The sequence below is a fragment of the Pseudomonas sp. UBA5568 genome (assembly GCF_002425525.1).
GTDB classification, from domain to species: domain Bacteria; phylum Pseudomonadota; class Gammaproteobacteria; order Pseudomonadales; family Pseudomonadaceae; genus Aquipseudomonas; species Aquipseudomonas fulva.
Genome location: NZ_DIMK01000040.1, coordinates 126059 through 146322, shown reverse-complemented (window position 1 = coordinate 146322; position 20264 = coordinate 126059). Strand labels below are relative to the sequence as shown.

The window sequence follows — 20264 nt, the reverse complement described above, 5'->3', positions numbered from 1 at the left end:
GTTCACATTAGGGAGGCGCAGTTATATTTTCCAATACATAATCATGCATCGACTGATACCTTCGAGAGCATCATGATCGAGCTGAGGCATCTGCAGTATTTCCGCACGCTGGCCGAAACCCTTCACTTCGGCCGCGCGGCCGAGCGCTTGCATATTTCACAGCCACCGTTGTCGCGGCAGATCGCGCTGTTGGAAGAAGAGCTGGGGGTCAAGCTGTTCGACCGTTCACGGCGCAGGGTCGAGCTGACGGAGGCCGGCCAGCGTTTCTACCTCGACACCGGCACGGTGTTCGCCGCCTTCGAGCAAGCCAAGCGCAATGCCCTGGCCGCCGCGCGCGGTGCGGCGGGGGCGCTTTCCGTGGGGTTCATGATGTCCACCGCCTACAGCATCACACCGGCGATCACCCGCCGTTATGCCGCGCTGTTTCCCCAGGTGAACTTGAAATTGACCGAGACGCTGCCATTGGACCTGGCCCAGGACATCACCAGCGGCAACAAGGATGTAGCGATCATGTACCGGCCTCAGGACTGCACGGGCCTGGAAACCGTCACGTTATACCGCGAGGAAATGACCCTGGTACTGCCGCCCGGCCACCGCCTGGCCGAGCAAACCGTTGTGGAGCCACGTGAGCTTGCCGGTGAAACCTTCATCATCGTGCCACGGCGTATTGCTCCTGCCCTGCATGACATGATCTGCAACTACTGCCTCCAGCATGGGGTCACCCCGAACATCGGCCTTGAGATCAACATGCAGCAGACCATCGTCAACCTGGTGGGCGAAGGCCTGGGGGTGGCTATGGTCCCCCGGTCGATGCGCAACATGCGCCTGGCCAGCACCAGCTTCAGGCCCCTGCGCGAAGCACCGGTCATCGAAGTGGTGGCCGTGTGGAAGGCCGACAACCACAACCCCTGCATTGCCACCTTCGTCGAGACGGCCCTGCAAGCCGGGGAACAGGCGACTCGAGAGGATGAGGCGCAACGCGGCGCAGAGCAGTGAGGAACTGATCTGGAAGCCGGCGAATTGTCATGTGAGGCCGAAATCCTGGGGCTGCTCGGCAGCCCCCGCTCAAATCTCCAGAATCCCGGACGCCATGAACCCCCCGTCCACCGGGATCACATGCCCACTGATGTAGGACGCATCATCGGACGCAAGAAACGCCACCGCCCCCGCCATCTCCGCCGGTGTGCCATAACGGCGCAAAGGCACCGCACGGGCATAGGATTCGCGTGTCGCCGCAGAATGCAGTGTCTGCGTCAAGGGCGTGTCCACCGGGCCCGGGGCAATGCCGTTTACCGTAATGCCATGCTCGGCCAGTTCGATGGCCATCTGCCGGGTCAGGCCGATCACCGCTGCCTTCGACGTGCCATACGCGGTGCGCCCCATGCTCGCCCGCATGCCGCTGATGGAGGCAACGTTGATGATGCGTCCCCACCCGTGTTCGCGCATCACCTGCGCAGCGTGCTGGCTGCACAGCAGTGTGCCGGTCAGGTTGACGTTCATCAGCCGCTGCCAGCCTTCCAGGTCCGTGTCCAGAAATGACTGGGTGCGAGCGATACCGGCATTGTTGACCAATACATCACAGCGCCCGCAGCGCGCGCGCAGCTCATCGAACAAGGCCGTGATCGACGCTGCATCACCGATGTCGATCACCAGTGCCAAGGCATCGATGCCCTGCTCGCGCAACCCCTCCACCCTGAGCTCGGCAGCCTGCAGGTCGATGTCGGCCACCACCACCGTGTGGCCATCATGCCCCAGGCGTTCAGCGATGGCCGCGCCGATCCCCATGGCCGCACCGGTGACCAGCGCCACGCGGCCCACGGCAGTTGCAGGCAAAGTCTTTTTCGCAAATTGGCTCATGTCAGCGCTCTCTTAAAGGAAACCGATGGAAATCCACGGGAAACAGGCAACGATCACCAGCGCCACCAGCAACGCCCCGAGGTACCCCCAGACGCGGCGAATGACATGATCGGATGACGTCTTGCTGATGGCGCACGCAGCGTAGAAACCCACACCCAAAGGCGGTGCGAACAAGCCGATGCCCATGGCCAGGATCACGACCATGGCGTAGTGCACCGGGTGGATGCCGAGCATTTCGGCCAGGGGGAACATCAGCGGGCCGAACAGCACGATGGCCGGGATACCCTCCAGCACACTGCCCAAAATCAGGAAGGTGAGGATGGTCACCACCATGAACCCCATCACCCCGCCGGGTATGTCCTCGATCAGTTCTACCAGCGACTGCGAGAAGCCCGATTGGGTCAGCGCCCAGGCCATCGCCGAGGCCATGCCGATGATCAGCAGGATCGCCCCGGACAAGCCCGCCGCTTCCAGCAACATCGGGTACAGCCGGCGCCATTCGATATGGCGCATGAACAGGTGCATCACCAGCCCCACCAGCACCACGTAGGCCACACCGATGGTCGAGACTTCGGTCGCGGTGGCCGCCCCTTCCAGCACCGCCACCCGGATCAGCAACGGCAGCGCCAGAGCCGGCAGGGCAACCAGGAACGTCTTGGCCACGCGGGACAAGGGTGCCCGCGCAATCGCCGGCGCTTCGTCCTTGCGCGAGCGCCACCAGCACACCACCGCAATGGCCAGGGTGGCCACCACCGCAGGCATCAACCCGCCAATGAACAGCGCCGTGATCGACACGCTGCACACCGCACCGATGGTGATCAGCACCAAGCTTGGCGGAATCGTCTCGGTCATCGCCCCTGTGGCCGACAACAGCGCTGCCAACTCTTCAGGCTTGGATCCGCGCCGCTTCATTTCAGGAAACAGCGCCGGGGCCACTGCCGCCATGTCGGCAACCTTCGACCCTGAAATACCCGACACCAGGAACATCGCCCCCAACAGCACGTATTGCAGGCCGCCACGCACGTGCCCCAGCAGCGAGGCCATGAAATCGATGAGCGTGCGGGCCATGCCCGACAACTGCAGCACCACACCCAGCAACACGAACAGCGGCACGGCCAGCAGGACCATGTGCGACATGCCTTCGTCCATGCGACCGACCACGATCGACAGGGGCGCGTGGGTCGCCAGGGCCAGGTAAGCCATGGTCGCCGTGCCGAACGCAAAGGCAATGGGGATGCCGCCGAACACGCAGGCGCCCAGCAGCACCAGGAAAAACACCACCAGGTTGTAGTTGCCCATCGCTGCCAGTACCGGCTGCGCCAGCCACAAAGCGGCGGCTACCGTAGCCACGACTGCCAACCCGGCCATGAACTGGCGCACGGTCGAATAACGGGCCATGCGCGCGACGGCCGCCAGCAGCATCAGCACCGCTCCAACGGGCAGCGCCGCAGCACGCACGCCGTCGGGAATGCCCAGCGCCGGGGTGGTGATCCACATCTGTTCGTGGGAATGCTGCATGGCCGGCGAGATGATCATCGCCACGAACAGGCAGACGATCAGTGCCGACAAGGTTTCGCTGAAACCGCGCCAGGCCTGCGGCAGCTTGTTGACCAGCGCCGACATGCGCATGTGCTCGCCGCGGTCCAGCGCCAGTACGGCGCCGAACATCGCCAGCCAGATGAACAACGACGAGGCCAGTTCGTCGGACCAGATCAATGGGCTATGCAGCACGTAGCGGGCAATCACGCCGGCCAGCAGCACGCAGGTCTCGATCACCATCAGGGCAACCGCGATCACGCCCACCAGGCGCATGGCCCACTGGTTGAGGCAGATGAGCACCCGGGCCGGCAGGCGCTGCGAAACGGTGGAGGCCGGTAGCGCTGGCGCGCGCATCACGCCAGCTTCCCGGCGTATTGTTCAAGGATGCTCCAGGCCTGGTCGCCGAACTTGTCGTGCCAATCGGCGTAGTAATTGGCACTGCGCAGCTTGTCGCGAAACGGATCGGCAGGCGCCTCGACCAGTTCCAGGCCTTGTCCTTTCAAGGTATCGCGGGTACTGCCTTCGAGCTTGGCCAGGTCCTGGCGTTGGCCCATCACCGCCGCGTCGATGTGCTTGCGCAGGATCGCCTGCATATCCGCCGGCAGGCGCCCGATCGAGGCACTGTTGCCGAGCATCCAGAAGCCATCCCACACATGGTTGGTCAGCGAGCAATATTTCTGCACTTCGTAAAGTTTGGCCGTCGATACCAGGGTCATGGGGTTTTCCTGCCCTTCGACGATCCGGGTCTGCAAGGCCGAATACACTTCGGCGAAGTTGATGCTGGTCGGCGCAGCTTCCAGAGCGCGGAAGATCGACATGATGATCGGGCTGGGCGGAACACGCAGCTTCATGCCGCGCAAGTCGTCCGGGCTCGCGACCGGTCGGGTGCTGGTGGTGGTAACGCGAAAGCCGTTGTCCCACATGTGGTCGAATGCGAACAGGGTGCCGGTCTTGGCGATCTCAGCGCGCACATGCTCACCCAAGGCACCGTCCATTGCGCTCCACACCTGCTGGTAATCCTTGAACGCAAAGCCTACGGCGCTTATCTGCACCGACGGCACCATGGTGCCCAGGATCACGGGCGAGAGGGAAAACAGATCGACCGCCCCGGAGCGCACCTGGGCAAGGGTATCGGTGTCGCTGCCCAGCTGGCTGCTTGGAAATACCTGCACCACCAAGGCGCCGTTGGTCTCCTCCTTGATGGCCTTGGCCATGGCCCGGGCGCGCACGTTCATGGGGTGGCTGATGGGCAGGTTGTTGGCAAACTTGAGTTTGAAGTCGGCAGCCCGGGCACCAGTGCTGTAGAGGCCCAGGCCGGCAGCGGCAACGGCCGCCGATGCCAGGGAGGCCGTCTTGATGAAGGAACGGCGGGTGAAATCGCTCATGAAGCTCTCCTGACCTATTTGTTCTTATTGATCGAGTGGGATACGGCGATGGTGCAGATGACGTTGCAATAGAGGTGCCACACTCAAGCGGATGTACGGTGTAGCGTAGTGGGCATCCGCCATACGCGCTTAACTGCTTGATTTTAAAATGCTAAATAAAATCCACTGACGCGTCTTGCTGTGCCAGTGGGCATCTCGCCACTGCCTGAGTGTGTAACAGGTGTCTCCCTTGGGTGTCGCTTGCCAAGTCAAGGCGACACCTGTAGCACGTGCTCGCTACCCGTCGCCACCGTCGAACGTGCCACGAATGCGCGTGGCAGAGCGCTTGCCGCAGGCCTGGCACCGTTCTTGCCCTCGACCTCGCCAACCCCGAGCGAGGATTACTCTCATGCATTCACCCCTCATCAACGGCTGGTACCACTCCCCCTTCGGCAAGTTTCCCGACATCGACCCCGAGCACATGATGGCTGACGCGGCCCTCGGCGCCCTGAATCACGCAGGGCTCGATGCACAGCAGATCGATTCGGTACACGTCGGCCACTTCAATGCAGGTTTTCTCTACCAGGACTTCCCGTCCGCCCTGCTCGCCAATCACCTGCCAGCACTGCGTTTCACTCCGGCCGTGCGCGTGGAGAACGCCTGCTCCACCGGTTCAGCGGCGATTCACTCGGCCTTGCACGCCGTGCTGAGCGGACAATCGCGCCATGCCCTGGTAGTGGGCTTCGAGAAGATGAACAGCCTGCCCACGGCCGAGGTGGGGAAGATCCTGCTCAAGTGCTGCTATACGCCCGAAGAAGCCAACATCGAGAACGGCTTTGCCGGGGTGTTCGGCAACATCGCCAGCGCCTATTTCGATCGCTATGGTGATCAGTCCGACGCACTGGCCATGATCGCCGCCAAGAACCACGCCAACGGCGCGCTCAACCCGTATGCGCACATGCGCCGCGACGTGGGCTACGACTTCTGCCGCACACCTTCGGACAAGAACCCCTTCGTGGCGGGGCCCCTCAAGCGCAGTGATTGTTCACTGATCAGCGACGGCGCGGCCGCCCTGGTGATCAGCCGGGGCGATCAACCCACCGGGAGCGGCCAGGCCGTTCGCTTTCGCGCAGCCGTCCAGGTCAACGACTTCCTGCCATTGTCACGGCGCGACCCCACGGTATTCGAAGGCGCTGCACGTGCCTGGCAGCAGGCGCTGAGCCAGGCGCGCCTGACGCTGGACGACCTGTCCCTGGTGGAGACCCATGACTGCTTCACCATCGCCGAACTGCTCGAATACGAGGCCATGGGCCTGGCCGAACGCGGTCAAGGCGCACGGGTAATCGCCGACGGCGTCAGCCGCAAGGACGGCAGGCTCCCGATCAACCCCTCCGGTGGCCTCAAGTCCAAGGGCCATCCCATTGGTGCGACCGGCGTCTCGATGCACGTGATGGCGGCCATGCAGCTCACCGGCCAGGCCGGCGACATGCAACTGCCGCGCGCAGACCGAGCCGGCGTGTTCAACATGGGCGGGGCCGCCGTGACCAACTACGTGAGCATTCTGGAGAGCGTGCGATGAACGGAATCGACAATGTCATGAACCTGGGGGAGTTGCTGGCCCAGGTGGCTAGGCGTTTGCCTGACCTGCCAGGCTTCATTCGCGGCGATCACCAGGTGTCATGGCGCCAACTGCTGCACCGTGTTGACAGCATCGCTGCCGCGCTGCGTGCACGCGGCTTGGGCAAGGGCGACCGCTTGCTGGTGCACTCGCGCAACAACCTGCCGCTGTTCGAAAGTGCCTGGGTGGCCTTTCGCCTGGGTATGGTCTGGGTGCCCACCAATGTGCGCATCACCCCACCCGAAGCCGCCTACCTGGGCAGTTCCAGCGGCGCAGTAGCGATGCTCTACGACGAAGGTTTCGGCCATTATGTGGACGCTGTGCGACAGGCATCACCGGCACTGCAGACCGTGATTGCCATGGCGGCGCCACGCCCGGGTGAACTGGCCTACGCTGCCCTGCTCGATGAAGGCGCCCAGCTTCAGCCAGGGTTTCGCCCTGCCGAGGTGAACTACAACGACCCGCTCTGGTTCTTTTACACCTCGGGCACCACCGGGCACCCCAAGGCAGGGGTACTGACCCACGGGCAAATGGCGTTCGTGGTCAACAACCACTTGGCCGACCTGATGCCCTGCCTGAGCCAGCAGTCACGTTCGCTGGTACTGGCCCCCTTGTCCCACGGGGCCGGTATTCATGCACTGGTCAACGTAGCCCGGGGTGCTGCTTGCGTGCTCCCTGTTGGGGACCGGCTGGACTGCGACGAGGCCTGGCGCCTGGTGCAGCAGCACCGTATCGACAACCTGTTCACGGTACCGACCATCGTCAAGATGCTCACCGAAGACCCGGCCATCAGCCGTTACGATCACAGCAGCCTGCGCTACGTCATCTACGCAGGCGCCCCCATGTACCGCGCGGACCAGTGCCATGCGCTGCGCACATTGGGCAAGGTGCTGGTCCAGTATTACGGCCTTGGCGAGGTCACCGGCAACATCACGGTGCTGCCCGCCGACTGCCATGATGCCGACGATGGCCCCCAGGCCAAGGTCGGTTCCTGCGGCTACCCGCGCACCGGCATGCAGGTGGCCATTCTCGACGACAAAGGCCACGAGCTGCCCACGGGTACGGACGGCGAAATCTGCGTGCGCGGCCCGGCCGTGTTCGCCGGCTATTACGACAACCCTCAGGCCAATGCCGAATGCTTCCGCCATGGCTGGTTCCATACCGGCGATCTGGGGCATGTGGACGCGCACGGTTACCTGTTCATCACCGGGCGCGCCTCGGACATGTACATCTCCGGTGGCTCGAACGTGTATCCACGCGAAGTGGAGGAAGCGTTGCTGACCCATCCTGCCGTCAACGAAGTGGCCGTACTCGGCATGCCAGACGACAAATGGGGCGAATGCGGTTGCGCGGTGATCGTTACCACGGCCGAGGTCAGCGATGAGCAACTGCTCGCGCACCTGGAGCCGCGTCTGGCGCGCTACAAATGGCCCAAGCAGTTCGTGCGCTGGCATGAGATGCCAAAGTCTGGCTACGGCAAGATCGTCAAGAAACACATCCGCACGTTGCTCGAGACTGGCACGGAGCAACCGGCATGAGGCCCCATTTCGAATTGCGCAGCGGGGTGCGCCACTTCAAGCACGCAGGCCCGGCCCGCCTACCCCGGCTGCTCGACTGTGAAGTGGCGTGCAGCCAGGAACTGCGCGTGGAACTTGCGTCCGGCAGCCAGGTGGCCGACAGCCTGCTGGCGGTGCTTGAGCGCTGTCGCTACCAGAGCGCGGTCGGCCGCGTGCTGTGGGGCAGCGCGTGCGCCTTGGCCTACCACCGCATGGTGACCACGAGCGACAGCCAACGCCCTTACGACTATGGCAAGCCCGTGGAGCTCACAGGCCCTGTGACGTTCATCAGCGGTGCCTTGACTGTCGGCAGGGATGCCAGCGGTGCCCCGTTGCTGCATTGCCACGCCGGCATGCTCGACAGCCTTGGGCAACAGCACGGTGGGCACCTGGTATTGCAGCGGGTCGTGGTCGGTAGCGAACCCTTGGTGCTGCGGCTATGCCTGTTCGAGCACGTCGCCTACCAGGTGCAGCCTGACACCGAGACCCACTTCAACCTGCTGCACCCTGTGATCAAGGAGGCCTCATGACACCTGCCCTGTCCACGACTACCTCGCAGGTCCAGCAAGGCCGCCTCGGGCGGCTGGTGGTCGCCCGCCTCAAGCCCAACGAAGATGTGATCGACAGCGCCGAAGCCCTCTGCGCCAGCCACGGCATCGCCTGCGCCGTGGTCCGTGGCGGGCTGGGCAGCCTGATCGACGGCGAACTGCGCTACCACGGTGAGCGCGGACATCAAGCCATTCATGTACCCGGGCCCGGTATCGAGATCCTCAGCCTGAGCGGTGAGGTCATCGCCGGCCGAAGCCACCTTCAGGCAGTGCTCGCCGACGCCGATGGCAAGCTCTTTGCCGGCTGCCTGCAACGGGGCCGCAACCTGTCCTTCATCACCGTGGAGCTCACCCTGCAGGAGTGGCTGCCGGACTGATTGCCCACCCTGCAGCACCCTTTGCGCCCGCTCCCTGGGCGCCTATCACCCTCAGGAAGAAAACAATGACAAGAACGCCCTACGTGCCCCTGTATCTACTCACCTTGACCACCTTGGCCGTTCCGGCTGCCAAGGCGGCCTTCATCGAGGACGGCAAAGCCAACCTGCACCTGCGCAACTACTACTTCAACAACGATTACCGCGACCGCCCCGGCCCTGCCGGCCAAAGCAAGACGGCCGAATGGGCGCAGGGTTTCATGCTCGACTACAAGTCGGGTTTCACCGACGGCACCGTGGGGTTTGGCGTTGACGCCCTCGGCTTGCTGGGCCTACGCCTGGATGGCGGTGCAGGCAATCACCGAGGCAGTTCGATGATCCCGGATGCCAGCGATGGCAGCGCGGTGGACGAATGGAGTCGCCTGGGCTTGACCGGCAAGGTCCGTTTTTCGCAGACCGAGGCACGCTACGGTACGCTGCAACCGAAACTGCCGATTCTGGTGGCCAACGATGGGCGCTTGCTGCCACAGACCTTCGAAGGCGGGATCGTCACCTCCAAAGAAATCGATGGCCTGACCCTGACCGGGGGTCGCCTGGAGCACACCACCGGCCGTGGCTCGACCAACCGCTCAGGCCTGGCCGTGGCAGGCGGTACACGCGAGAGTAATGCGTTTGTGTTTGCCGGGGCTGATTACCAGCTCACCCCCGCCTTGAAGCTGCAATATTACGGCGCCCAGCTGGAGGATTACTACGTCCAGCATTTTGCGGGGCTCGTGCACACCTGGGCCCTGAGCGACAACCAGTCACTGACCACCGACCTGCGCTACTTCAAGACCGACGCCGATGGACGCAACGACTCGGCCAGCGGGCGCGCGGCGGGGTATCGCGTCACCGGCCTGGGCGACACCGCAGGCAAGATCGACAATGATACCTGGAGTGCCATGTTCACTTACGCCATTGGTGGCCACTCGGTGTTGCTTGGCCATCAGCGGGTCTCGGACAGTGGCAACTTCGTGCAGATCAACCAGGGCAATACGGGCGAAGGCGCAGCGGGCTCGAGCCTGTATCTGTTCACCGACCGGCTGGTGACCAGTTTCACCCGTGCAGGTGAACGCACCACCTTCGGCCAATACAGCTACAACTTTGCGGCATTGGGCATGCCTGGCCTGATTGCCTCGCTCACCTACCTCAAGGGCACGCACATCCGCACCACTGCCGGCGGTGATGAAAAGGAGTGGGAACGTGACATCGCCCTGGACTATGTGGTGCAGGACGGTGCGCTGAAGGGGCTGGGCTTGAGCTGGCGCAATGGCATGCTACGCAGTGGATTGCCCAGCGAGTGGGCACAGGATCAGAACCGGGTGACCGTCAGCTATACCGTGCCATTGTTCTAGGCCACGGTTGTCCGTATTCACGCAGCCTCTGTGGGAGCGGCTTTGCCGGGGCGCTCCCACAGGTGGGGGGGGTGGACTCGATCTGCAAGCTTGCGGATGTTAGGGACAACTGCCTCGCTCATCCCCAAAGCGTCCGCAGACTGTCAACCGTGCTGTGCCCCCTCGAACCACGCCAGCTTTTCACGCAGCTGCACCACCTCACCCACGATTACCAAGGTAGGCGCATGCACTTCGTGGCGTGCGACCAGGGCGGGCAAGTCGGCCAGGGTGCCGGTGAACACACGCTGGTTGCGCGTCGTGCCTTGTTGGATCAAGGCGGCCGGGGTGCTCGCTGCCCGCCCATGGCGGATAAGTTCTTCGCAGATAGTCGGCAAGCCGACCAGGCCCATGTAGAACACCAGCGTCTGGGCAGGCGCGACCAGGTCGTCCCAAGGCAAGTTGCTGCTACCGTCCTTCAGGTGCCCAGTGACAAAGCGCACCGACTGGGCATGATCGCGGTGGGTCAGCGGGATGCCGCCGTAAGCGGCACAACCACTGGCAGCGGTGATGCCCGGCACGACTTGAAACGGGATATTGTGCTCGGCCAGCTCCTCGATCTCCTCGCCGCCACGGCCGAAAATGAACGGATCACCACCCTTCAGGCGCAGCACCCGCTTGCCCTGCTGGGCAAGGTCCACCAATAACCGGTTGATCTGGTCCTGGGGAACGGCATGCTCTGCACGACGCTTGCCCACATAAATGCGCTCGGCATCCCGACGGCACATGTCGATGATCGCAGGCGCTACCAGGCGGTCGTACAGCACCACATCGGCCTGCTGCATCAACCGTAGCGCGCGGAAGGTCAGCAAGTCCGGGTCACCCGGGCCGGCACCGACCAGGTAGACTTCGCCGCCCTGCTGCACCGGCGCGCCATCGACCATCGCCTGCAACAACCGCTCGGCCTCTGCGCCCTGCCCGGCCAGTTGGCGTTCGGCAATCGGCCCCTGAAAGACGGTCTCCCAGAAACCCCGGCGCTGGTTCACATCCGGGTACAACGACTTGACGGTGTGTCGGAAACGCGCCGCCAACCCGGCCAATTCACCGTAGGCAGCAGGAATCCAGGCTTCGAGCTTGGCCCGAATCAAGCGTGCCAGGACCGGTGCATCGCCCCCGCTGGACACGGCTATCACCAAAGGCGAGCGGTCGACGATGGCCGGGAAGATGACCGTGCACAGCGCCGGCGCATCGACCACGTTGACCGGCAAACTCAGGGCCTGGGCATCGGCCGAAACCTGGGCATTGAGCCCAGGATCGTCCGTGGCGGCGATCACCAGCCGGCAACCTGTGAGGTCCCCCGGCTGGTAACCGCGCACCAGGACCTGGCCACCGCCTTCGCGCGCCATGCTGGCCAGCTGGCCATCGATTTCCGGGGCCACCACGCGCAGCGCGGCGCCAGCATCGGCCAGCAGACGCGCCTTGCGTAATGCGATCTCGCCACCACCAACCACCAGCACCAAGGCGCCCTGCAGCTTGTGGAACAGCGGCAGGTAGTCCATTTAGCGGATCACCTCAACGCCGCCCATGTAGGGCTTGAGCACTTCGGGGACCCGGATCGAACCGTCGGCTTGCTGGTAGTTTTCCAGCACCGCGACCAGCGTGCGGCCCACGGCCAGACCGGAGCCGTTCAGGGTGTGCACCAGCTCCGGCTTTCCGGTTTCCGGGTTGCGCCAGCGCGCTTGCATGCGGCGGGCCTGGAAGTCGCCGCAGTTGGAGCACGAGCTGATCTCGCGGTATTTGTCCTGGCTGGGCACCCACACTTCCAGGTCAAACGTCTTGACGGCGCTAAAGCCCATGTCACCGGTGCACAGGGCCAACACACGGTACGGCAGCTCGAGCAGTTGCAGCACACGCTCGGCATTGGCCGTCAGGCCTTCGAGCGCTTCCATCGACTTGCCGGGCTCCACCACCTGCACCATCTCGACCTTGTCGAACTGGTGCTGGCGGATCATGCCGCGGGTGTCTCGGCCCGAGGCACCGGCTTCACTGCGGAAGCACGGTGTGTGCGCCACGAACTTGAGCGGCAGTTGCTTGGCGTCGAGAATTTCCCCAGCCACCAGGTTGGTCAGCGACACCTCGGCGGTCGGGATCAGGTAGAAGTCCGCCTCGCCTTCGCGGGTGATCTTGAACAGGTCTTCCTCGAACTTGGGCAGCTGGCCGGTGCCCTGAAGGGCTGGCGCCTGCACCAGATACGGGGTGTAGTGCTCCTCGTAGCCGTGCTCACCGGTGTGCAGGTTGATCATGAACTGCGCCAGTGCGCGGTGCAGGCGTGCAATCGGGCCGCGCAGCACGGCAAAACGCGCGCCAGACAGCTTGGCCGCCGCCTCGAAGTCCAGACCACCGCTGATTTCGCCCAGGGCGACGTGGTCCTTGATTTCAAAATCGAACGCCTTGGGGGTGCCCCAGCGACGCACTTCGACGTTCTCGTCTTCGCTGGCACCGACCGGCACACTGGCATCGGGCAGGTTGGGGATGGTCAGCACGATGCTGTCCAGCTCTGCCTGGATACCGTCGAGCTCGGTTTTGCCGGCGGCCAGCTCATTGGCCATGCGTTCCACATCCGCCATCAGCGGTGCAATGTCTTCGCCCTTGGCTTTGGCCTGGCCGATGGATTTGGAACGGGCATTACGCTCGGCCTGCAGTTGCTCGGTACGGGTCTGTACCGCCTTGCGGCGCTCTTCCAGTGATTCGATGCGCGCGACATCCAGGCTAAAGCCACGGGAGGCCAGGCGATCCGCCACTTCCTGAAGTTGGCCGCGTAACAGTTTGGAATCGAGCATATCGTTCTCTCGTTATGTGTAGGTGTTGGTCAGAATCGAGTGAGGGACAATCCCGCCCAGGTCGCGAGCAGCCCGCCCACGACGCTGATGGCCGAATAACCCAACGCCAGAGGCACCTGCCCGCTTTCCAGCAAGCGTACGGTGTCCAGCGAAAATGAGGAAAACGTGGTCAGGCCGCCCAGAAAACCCACGATCAAACCCGCCCGCAACTCCGCCGGGACCATGGGTTTGTGCAGGAACAGGCCGTACAGCAGGCCGATCAACAAGCAGCCCACCAAGTTGACGGCAAGCGTACCTATATAGAAGTGTCGCGGCCAGTGGGCGACGACCCAATTGCCTGCGGCAAAGCGCAACAGGGTACCGGCGATACCACCGGCACTGACGGCGGCGATCAGCGTAATCATGGTTTTCTCCGCTGTCGCGGACTGCTGCGATCAAGCTCGGCCAGGTGCCGGAGCTTTTCGCCAATCTTGAGCTCGAGCCCGCGCGGCACCGGTTGGTAATACTGGCGCGGCTCCAGCGCCTCCGGAAAGTAGTCTTCACCGGCTGCGTAGGCATCCGGTTCGTCGTGGGCATAGCGGTACTCATCGCCGTAACCCAGCTGTTTCATGAGCTTGGTCGGCGCGTTGCGCAAGTGCAGCGGCACCTCCAGCGAACCGTGCTCCGCCGCTTCGCGCAGGGCGGTCTTGAAGCCCATGTAAACGGCATTGCTCTTCGGAGCGCAAGCGATGTAGGTAATGGCCTGTGCCACTGCCAGTTCACCTTCGGGGCTGCCCAGCCGCTCCTGCACGTCCCATGCTGCCAGGCACAGGCTCAAGGCGCGGGGGTCGGCGTTGCCGATGTCCTCACTGGCCATGCGCACGACCCGGCGCGCAATGTAGAGGGGGTCGCAGCCGCCATCGAGCATGCGTGCAAACCAGTAGAGCGCCGCGTCAGGGTCCGAACCCCGCACGGATTTATGCAGCGCTGATATCTGGTCATAGAACGCCTCCCCGCCCTTGTCGAACCGGCGACGGCTGTCTCCAAGCAGGCTTTGCAGCAGATCAACGTCGATTTCACTGCCGTCTTCGGCCAGGTCAGCGGCATTTTCCAGGAAATTGAGCATGCGTCGCCCGTCACCATCGGCGGCGGCCCTCAGCATGTCGAAGGCCTTGTCGCCAACGCGCAGGTTGCGTTTGCCAAGCCCCCGCTCCTCGGTCAGGGCGCGGTCCACCAGCTTGCGCAGCGCGGGCTCGTCCAGGCTCTTGAGCACGTAGACACGCGCCCGTGACAACAGCGCGTTGTTCAATTCAAAAGACGGGTTTTCGGTGGTAGCACCGATGAACAGCAAGGTGCCGTCTTCCACGAAGGGCAGGAAGGCATCCTGCTGAGACTTGTTGAACCGGTGCACTTCGTCGACGAACAGGATGGTACGGCGCCCGTACTGGCCGGCCTGCTGCTTGGCCACTTCCACCGCCTGGCGGATTTCCTTCACGCCGGCCAGTACCGCCGACACCGTTTCGAAATGCGCGTCGCAAAATTGCGCCAGCAGCCGCGCCAGGGTCGTCTTACCAACCCCCGGCGGGCCCCAGAAGATCATGGAGTGCAGCGCACCCTGCTCCAGTGCTTCACGCAGCGGTTTACCGCGGGCAAGCAGGTGCTCCTGGCCGACATACTCGTCCAGGTTGGACGGGCGCAGACGGGCGGCCAGGGGCTGGGCGACAGGTTCGCTTCTAAACAGGTCCATGACTGGCTCTGGTTACTCCTTGATGACGTCCGCACCTTTGGGGATGTCGAACTTGAAGGTGCTGTCCGCTACCGTCTGGTTGGCCTTGACCCCATTGAACAGGATGTTGGTGCGCTGGCCAACGCTGTCGATCAGCTGCATGTCATTGATCAGGCCCTTGCGGAACGATACACGCAGCGAGTCGAACAGCGTGTCCTTGGTCTTGGGCTTGAGGGTAAAGTCCATCACATCGCCCTGCTCACGGGAGACGATATCGAAGCTTTGGCTGATCTTCGACACATCACCGGAAAGCAGCAGCGCCGGCGTCTGGTTCAGACGCACGTCGAGTTTCTTGACGGTGGCCTGCTCAAGGTCAGGGTCCCACAGGGTGACGTTCTTACCGTCCGATACCACCACCTGCTCCTGGGGCGCATTGGTGTGCCAGTAGAACAGGCCTGGGCGCTTGACCGTCATCTTGCCGGTGGTTTCCTGCAGGCTGGTGCCGCCTGCATCCAGGGTCAGCTGGGAGAAATTGGCTTCGATGGTCTGCGACTTTTCCAGCAACTGGGTCAGGCGCTGGACATCCTGCTCGCCGGCGAACGCCGAGACCGGGCCCAGGGCAAGGGCCGAAACCAACAGCATGCGAATAGCGCGCATGGGAATCCTCATTAAGCGTTGAATGGGCCGGACACCACCGTTGGCGCCCGGCAGGGTGATATCAATCGCGCGGGCCGCCCGGGGCGATCACTTCCCGCGAGCCGTTACTGTTCATCGGAGTCACCACGCCAGCCATTTCCATGGCTTCGATCATGCGGGCCGCCCGGTTGTAGCCGATCTTTAGCTTGCGTTGTACGGCCGAAATGGACGCGCGGCGGCTCTCGAGCACGAACTGTACGGCTTCGTCGTACAGCGCATCACTTTCGGAATCGTCGCCATCGCCACCGCCACTGCTACCTTCAAAGCCGCTACCGGCTTCTTCGACACCGTTGAGGATGTCGTCGTTGTAGTCAGGGGCACCGCGCTGTTTCCACGCCTCGACCACCCGGTGCACTTCGTCATCGGACACGAATGCGCCATGGACCCGAATCGGCAGGCTAGTGCCAGGCGGCATGTACAGCATGTCACCGTGGCCCAGCAATTGCTCGGCACCGCCCTGGTCGATGATGGTACGCGAGTCGATCTTGCTCGACACCTGGAACGCCATGCGCGTCGGGATGTTGGCCTTGATCAGACCGGTGATCACATCCACCGACGGTCGCTGGGTCGCCAGGATCAAGTGAATACCGGCAGCCCGCGCCTTCTGCGCGATGCGCGCGATCAGTTCCTCGACCTTCTTGCCGACGATCATCATCATGTCGGCGAATTCGTCCACCACCACCACGATGGTCGGCAGCGTCTTCAGGGCAGGCGGCTCATCCTCCATGCTTTCGCGGCGATACAGCGGGTCGTGAATGATTTCGCCGGCTTCCTGGGCATCCTTGACCTTGCGGTTGAAGCCCGCCAGGTTGCGCACGCCCATGGCGGCCATCAATTTGTAGCGCCGCTCCATTTCCGCCACGCTCCAGCGCAGGGCATTGGCCGCGTCCTTCATGTCGGTGACCACGGGGCATAACAAGTGTGGGATGCCTTCGTAGATCGACAGCTCGAGCATTTTCGGGTCGATCATGATCAGGCGCGCGTCTTCGGGGCTGGATTTGAACAGGATCGATAGAATCATCGCGTTCACGCCCACCGACTTACCCGAGCCGGTCGTACCCGCCACCAGCAAGTGCGGCATTTTTGCAAGGTCGGTGATGACCGGCTTGCCGCCGATATCGTGGCCCAGGGCCAGGGTGACCGGCGACTTCTGTTCGTCGTATTGCGGAGTGGCGAGCACTTCGGAGAAACGCACCATCTGGCGGTTTTCGTTGGGAATCTCGATACCCACAGTGGTCTTGCCCGGAATCACCTCGACCACCCGCACGCTGGTCACGGCCAGCGAACGCGCCAGGTCCTTGGCAAGGTTGGCGATACGGCTCACTTTGACACCGGCAGCCGGCTGGATTTCGTACCGGGTGATCACAGGCCCTGGGTGAATGGAATCCACCGCCACTTCGACACCAAACTCCTTGAGCTTGATTTCCAGCAATTGGCCAACGCCCGCCAGGGACTCGGGGGAATACTCGATTTTTTTCTGTTCAGCCGGGTCCAGGATGGAAATCGGCGGCAAGGTGCCTTCCACTGCGCTGTCGATGAATTGCGGCGCCGGGGTTTCTCTGGCAATGCGCTTGACTGGCTCAGGCGCCTTGGCGGCCGACGGTGGCACGATATTGGAGATCAGGGCCGGGGCGGCTACAGGCGCAGGCGCCGAAGGCCGCGCCGCTGCCGGTTCGCGTGTGATCACAGGTTCACGCTGCACCCCTGGGTCACGCGCAACCGGTTCACGCGCGACCGAGTCGCGCATCGTCACAGGCTCACCGCCCAGGGTCGGCTCGCGCGGCTCGGGCTGAGCAGACGCAGGCTCGCGCTTGAACAAGCGCTCGCGCAGAGCAGGCTTGGCCGGCTCACGTGGTTCGGGCGCCACAGGCTTGGCCTTGACGACGGGCTCATCCTCGCGCAGCTGCGCTTCCAGGCGCTTGCGTTCGTTACGCGCCTCCCACCAACGCGAGGCCGCGCCCTGCACCAGTTCCAGCAGATCCAGCGTGATCTTGCCGGTCATGTCCATGACCTTGAACCACGACAGGTCGGTGAACACCGTCAGCCCGAACAGGAACAGGGCGATGAACATCAGGGTGCTGCCCTGCACGTTCAGGAAGTTGCGAGCCAGATCGCCCAGGCTTTCGCCCAGGGCGCCGCCGGCCGAGAACGGGATGCTTGCCGGCGGATGAAAGTGGATATGGGCCAGCGCAGCCCCGGACAGCACCAGGAATATCAGGCCTATCAATCGCCAGGAGAACAACCAGCCGCTCCAGTCCCAGGGCTGGTGGCGCTGACGGAAAATCTGCCAGGTCTTGATCGCCAGCAGCAATGGGAAGATGTAGGCGAAGTAGCCCAGCACCATGAACAGGATATCGGCGAAATAGGCACCGGCTCGCCCGGCGGCATTCTGCACCTGGTCGACGGTGGCGGTGTGGCTGAAGGCCGGGTCCGAGGTGTCGTAGGTCAGCAGCGCCATCCACAGGTACAGGCACAGGGCGCCGACAGCGATCAGCGCACCCTCCTTGAGGCGATAGTGCAGCTGCTGCCGCCACAGGGGCACGGGCAAGGGAGCTGGGGTTGCGGTGGATTTCTTCAAAACGCGTCTATTCCTGCGCATGGTGCGCGTCCAATAGTGATCGGCCAGGGCCGAAGCCAACGGATCACTACTTTTAACATTACTGCCCGCCAGCCGCCATGGCGGCACGCCGTCTGGGGATCTGGCCGGGGGCCACTTTCCAATAGCTGCAATTTGAGCACGCATTGTCTTCTGTGACAAAGGCTTATGCTGTGTTTTTGCACAGGTGTGACAGCAAATGTGGCTGATGGTGCCGGCCGTAGCTGCAATGTATCCGAAATTGCCTGAATGGCTGCGGGACACTGCCTACACCGGCCCTGCCCAGGCCCGCCATTCAGCGGAAGCAACCCGATTGCTTGTGGAGTGGGCGATCACGTATCGCCCACCTGCGGCCGTGAAGCGATTGACCCCATTTCCCCATCGCGCCATGCTGGCCACTCCCCTCCCCTACCGCATGACCGACCATGTTGACCTGGCTGAAACGCGATTCCTTGACCTTCCCTGCGCTGGACCGCGCCCTGCAAGAGCCCAACGGCCTACTCGCCGCAGGCGGCGACCTGACGCCCGAACGGCTTGTTCAGGCTTACCGCCATGGCTGCTTCCCGTGGTACCAGGATGGCCAGCCGATCCTGTGGTGGTCGCCCGACCCGCGCACCGTGCTGGTGCCTGCCCGATTGCACGTGTCGCGCTCCTTGGCCAAGTGGATGCGCCAAGGCCGCTACCAGGTCAGCTTCGACACCGACTTCGCCGCGGTGATCGCAGCCTGCGCGGCGCCGCGCGATTATACAAACGGCACCTGGATCACCGACCCCATGCGCATGGCCTACTGCGAACTGCACGCGCGCGGCATTGCCCATTCGGTCGAAGTTCGTCAGGACGGTGAACTGGTCGGCGGCCTGTATGGCCTGGCCATGGGGCAGCTGTTTTTCGGGGAATCCATGTTCAGTCGCGCGGACAATGCCTCGAAGGTGGGCTTCGTGACGTTGGTCCGACACCTGGAAGCAGCCGGCTTCGTGCTGATTGACTGCCAGATGCCGACCGATCACCTGCAAAGTCTGGGTGCTCACGCCATCAGTCGCCGCGAATTCGCAGGCTACCTGGCCCGCCACCTCGATCAGCCCAACACCGCCACATGGGTTTGCTAGGCGCGTTTTTCACACCTGGCTTACACTTAGGCAAAGTCTCACCGAAGGGGTTGATCATGACAGAGCTGGCGCGGTTGAAGTTTTATGCCACTCAACCCCACTCCTGCAGTTACCTCCCCGACGAGCAGGCCACCACGTTGTTCCTGGACCCCAGCCAGCCCATGGACGTGAACGTGTACGCCGACCTGTCGGAGATGGGGTTTCGCCGCAGTGGCGATCACCTTTATCGCCCTCATTGCCAGAACTGCAATGCATGCGTGCCTGCGCGCATACCGCCGGCACGGTTTGTGCCCAGCCGGCAGCAGCGCCGGATTCTCAAGCGCAACGCCGATGTGACGGTGACGGCTGCACGCCCTGCCTTCAAGGAAGAGTATTTCGACCTGTACCGGCGCTACATCGAGGCACGTCATGCCGATGGAGACATGTATCCACCCAGCCGTGATCAGTTCTCCACGTTTCTGGTGCGCCAATTGCCGTTCTGCTGGTTCTACGAATTTCGCGCCAGCGGGCGACTGCTGGCAGTCGCCGTCTGCGACTTGCTGCCCAATGGCCTGTCTGCCGTGTACACCTTCTACGAGCCTGATGAGGAGCGCCGCAGCCTGGGCAGGTTTGCCATCCTCTGGCAGATCGGCGAGGCGTTGCGGCTCGATCTGGACGGCGTGTATCTTGGCTACTGGATCAAGAACTGCAAGAAAATGAACTACAAGACGCAGTATCGGCCTATCGAGTTGTTGATAAACCAGCGTTGGGTTGCCCTCAACTGAAAGCATTGGCTTGACACACAGTTTTCGGGCATAATCCACGCCACTTTTTTGCCCGGTGCGGTTATGCGTCGGGCCAACACTGGATCCGAGGGCTCTACTGCATGTCGAAAGAAGACAGCTTCGAAATGGAAGGCACTGTCGTCGACACCCTGCCCAACACCATGTTCCGCGTGGAGTTGGAAAACGGGCACGTCGTAACCGCGCACATCTCTGGAAAGATGCGCAAGAACTACATCCGTATTCTCACTGGCGACAAGGTTCGCGTCGAGCTGACGCCGTATGACCTGAGCAAGGGCCGCATCACGTACCGTGCGCGCTAAGCTCCAGCCAT

General features: G+C 63.1%; 18 protein-coding genes. 9 read left to right on the top strand and 9 right to left on the bottom strand.

Annotated features, from left to right (window positions below; all coding sequences use genetic code 11):
• Positions 1-72 precede the first annotated feature (72 nt).
• Positions 73-996: a LysR family transcriptional regulator gene (locus B2S33_RS13035; RefSeq protein ID WP_042139073.1), complete on the top strand. Its 924-nt coding sequence runs from the start codon at positions 73-75 to the stop codon at positions 994-996.
• Positions 997-1065: 69 nt separating this feature from the next.
• On the opposite strand, the gene B2S33_RS13030 is transcribed toward B2S33_RS13035, so the two are convergent.
• The 3 genes from B2S33_RS13030 to B2S33_RS13020 are packed head-to-tail and all read right to left on the bottom strand — an operon-like array spanning position 1066 to position 4781.
• Positions 1066-1857, bottom strand: coding sequence for an SDR family NAD(P)-dependent oxidoreductase (locus tag B2S33_RS13030; protein ID WP_042139069.1), 792 nt, complete (start codon positions 1855-1857; stop codon positions 1066-1068).
• Between the two features lie 12 nt (positions 1858-1869).
• Positions 1870-3750, bottom strand: a complete 1881-nt coding sequence (locus tag B2S33_RS13025; protein ID WP_288650453.1) for a TRAP transporter large permease subunit — start codon at positions 3748-3750, stop codon at positions 1870-1872.
• A complete protein-coding gene (locus B2S33_RS13020) occupies positions 3750-4781 on the bottom strand; it encodes a TRAP transporter substrate-binding protein (protein WP_027916174.1) in 1032 nt (343 codons plus the stop codon). The genes B2S33_RS13025 and B2S33_RS13020 overlap by 1 nt, the downstream gene beginning before the upstream one ends.
• Positions 4782-5169: 388 nt before the next feature.
• Here B2S33_RS13020 and B2S33_RS13015 point away from each other — a divergent pair, with 388 nt between their 5' ends.
• From B2S33_RS13015 to B2S33_RS12995, 5 genes are all read left to right on the top strand, one after another.
• A complete protein-coding gene (locus tag B2S33_RS13015; protein ID WP_104926324.1) occupies positions 5170-6339 on the top strand; it encodes an acetyl-CoA acetyltransferase in 1170 nt (389 codons plus the stop codon).
• Positions 6336-7916 carry an acyl-CoA synthetase gene (locus B2S33_RS13010; RefSeq protein ID WP_197873737.1) on the top strand — a complete coding sequence of 527 codons (1581 nt, stop codon included), beginning with the start codon at positions 6336-6338 and terminating at the stop codon, positions 7914-7916. Before B2S33_RS13015 ends, B2S33_RS13010 begins: the two co-directional genes overlap by 4 nt.
• Positions 7913-8464 carry a hypothetical protein gene (locus tag B2S33_RS13005; RefSeq protein ID WP_104926325.1) on the top strand — a complete coding sequence of 184 codons (552 nt, stop codon included), beginning with the start codon at positions 7913-7915 and terminating at the stop codon, positions 8462-8464. The genes B2S33_RS13010 and B2S33_RS13005 overlap by 4 nt, the downstream gene beginning before the upstream one ends.
• Positions 8461-8859: a PPC domain-containing DNA-binding protein gene (locus tag B2S33_RS13000; protein ID WP_027916178.1), complete on the top strand. Its 399-nt coding sequence runs from the start codon at positions 8461-8463 to the stop codon at positions 8857-8859. Before B2S33_RS13005 ends, B2S33_RS13000 begins: the two co-directional genes overlap by 4 nt.
• Positions 8860-8924: 65 nt before the next feature.
• Complete coding sequence (locus B2S33_RS12995; protein ID WP_132578199.1) at positions 8925-10250, top strand: OprD family porin; 1326 nt, start codon at positions 8925-8927, stop codon at positions 10248-10250.
• Positions 10251-10393: 143 nt separating this feature from the next.
• On the opposite strand, the gene cysG is transcribed toward B2S33_RS12995, so the two are convergent.
• The 6 genes from cysG to B2S33_RS12965 all read right to left on the bottom strand — a co-directional run bounded on the left by cysG (position 10394) and on the right by B2S33_RS12965 (position 18045).
• On the bottom strand, positions 10394-11785 hold the full coding sequence (gene cysG / locus B2S33_RS12990; protein WP_028686533.1) for a siroheme synthase CysG: 1392 nt from the start codon (positions 11783-11785) through the stop codon (positions 10394-10396).
• Positions 11786-13066, bottom strand: coding sequence for a serine--tRNA ligase (gene serS / locus B2S33_RS12985; protein WP_027916181.1), 1281 nt, complete (start codon positions 13064-13066; stop codon positions 11786-11788).
• 29 nt (positions 13067-13095) lie between these two features.
• A complete protein-coding gene (crcB, locus tag B2S33_RS12980) occupies positions 13096-13470 on the bottom strand; it encodes a fluoride efflux transporter CrcB (RefSeq protein ID WP_027916182.1) in 375 nt (124 codons plus the stop codon).
• Positions 13467-14792, bottom strand: a complete 1326-nt coding sequence (locus tag B2S33_RS12975; RefSeq protein WP_027916183.1) for a replication-associated recombination protein A — start codon at positions 14790-14792, stop codon at positions 13467-13469. The genes crcB and B2S33_RS12975 overlap by 4 nt, the downstream gene beginning before the upstream one ends.
• Positions 14793-14804: 12 nt before the next feature.
• Positions 14805-15428: an outer membrane lipoprotein chaperone LolA gene (gene lolA / locus B2S33_RS12970; RefSeq protein WP_027916184.1), complete on the bottom strand. Its 624-nt coding sequence runs from the start codon at positions 15426-15428 to the stop codon at positions 14805-14807.
• A gap of 61 nt (positions 15429-15489) precedes the next feature.
• Positions 15490-18045: a DNA translocase FtsK gene (locus tag B2S33_RS12965; protein ID WP_178102866.1), complete on the bottom strand. Its 2556-nt coding sequence runs from the start codon at positions 18043-18045 to the stop codon at positions 15490-15492.
• 443 nt (positions 18046-18488) lie between these two features.
• On the opposite strand from B2S33_RS12965, the gene aat reads away from it, so the two are divergent.
• From aat to infA, 3 genes are all read left to right on the top strand, one after another.
• Positions 18489-19169 carry a leucyl/phenylalanyl-tRNA--protein transferase gene (aat, locus tag B2S33_RS12960; protein ID WP_027916186.1) on the top strand — a complete coding sequence of 227 codons (681 nt, stop codon included), beginning with the start codon at positions 18489-18491 and terminating at the stop codon, positions 19167-19169.
• Between the two features lie 56 nt (positions 19170-19225).
• A complete protein-coding gene (locus B2S33_RS12955; RefSeq protein ID WP_027916187.1) occupies positions 19226-19933 on the top strand; it encodes an arginyltransferase in 708 nt (235 codons plus the stop codon).
• Between the two features lie 101 nt (positions 19934-20034).
• Positions 20035-20253, top strand: a complete 219-nt coding sequence (infA, locus tag B2S33_RS12950) for a translation initiation factor IF-1 (protein ID WP_002553999.1) — start codon at positions 20035-20037, stop codon at positions 20251-20253.
• The last annotated feature ends 11 nt before the right edge of the window (positions 20254-20264 follow it).

Bases quoted from the DNA above. Each gene is read 5' to 3' on its own strand.
- aat (WP_027916186.1), top strand. From the start codon at position 18,489: ATGTTGACCTGGCTGAAACGCGATTCCTTGACCTTCCCTGCGCTGGAC.
- B2S33_RS13015 (WP_104926324.1), top strand. From the start codon at position 5,170: ATGCATTCACCCCTCATCAACGGCTGGTACCACTCCCCCTTCGGCAAG.
- B2S33_RS13025 (WP_288650453.1), bottom strand. From the start codon at position 3,750: ATGCGCGCGCCAGCGCTACCGGCCTCCACCGTTTCGCAGCGCCTGCCG.
- B2S33_RS12995 (WP_132578199.1), top strand. From the start codon at position 8,925: ATGACAAGAACGCCCTACGTGCCCCTGTATCTACTCACCTTGACCACC.
- B2S33_RS13035 (WP_042139073.1), top strand. From the start codon at position 73: ATGATCGAGCTGAGGCATCTGCAGTATTTCCGCACGCTGGCCGAAACC.
- B2S33_RS12975 (WP_027916183.1), bottom strand. From the start codon at position 14,792: ATGGACCTGTTTAGAAGCGAACCTGTCGCCCAGCCCCTGGCCGCCCGT.
- crcB (WP_027916182.1), bottom strand. From the start codon at position 13,470: ATGATTACGCTGATCGCCGCCGTCAGTGCCGGTGGTATCGCCGGTACC.
- cysG (WP_028686533.1), bottom strand. From the start codon at position 11,785: ATGGACTACCTGCCGCTGTTCCACAAGCTGCAGGGCGCCTTGGTGCTG.
- B2S33_RS13005 (WP_104926325.1), top strand. From the start codon at position 7,913: ATGAGGCCCCATTTCGAATTGCGCAGCGGGGTGCGCCACTTCAAGCAC.
- B2S33_RS13030 (WP_042139069.1), bottom strand. From the start codon at position 1,857: ATGAGCCAATTTGCGAAAAAGACTTTGCCTGCAACTGCCGTGGGCCGC.
- B2S33_RS13020 (WP_027916174.1), bottom strand. From the start codon at position 4,781: ATGAGCGATTTCACCCGCCGTTCCTTCATCAAGACGGCCTCCCTGGCA.
- B2S33_RS12955 (WP_027916187.1), top strand. From the start codon at position 19,226: ATGACAGAGCTGGCGCGGTTGAAGTTTTATGCCACTCAACCCCACTCC.
- serS (WP_027916181.1), bottom strand. From the start codon at position 13,066: ATGCTCGATTCCAAACTGTTACGCGGCCAACTTCAGGAAGTGGCGGAT.
- B2S33_RS13000 (WP_027916178.1), top strand. From the start codon at position 8,461: ATGACACCTGCCCTGTCCACGACTACCTCGCAGGTCCAGCAAGGCCGC.
- infA (WP_002553999.1), top strand. From the start codon at position 20,035: ATGTCGAAAGAAGACAGCTTCGAAATGGAAGGCACTGTCGTCGACACC.
- lolA (WP_027916184.1), bottom strand. From the start codon at position 15,428: ATGCGCGCTATTCGCATGCTGTTGGTTTCGGCCCTTGCCCTGGGCCCG.
- B2S33_RS13010 (WP_197873737.1), top strand. From the start codon at position 6,336: ATGAACGGAATCGACAATGTCATGAACCTGGGGGAGTTGCTGGCCCAG.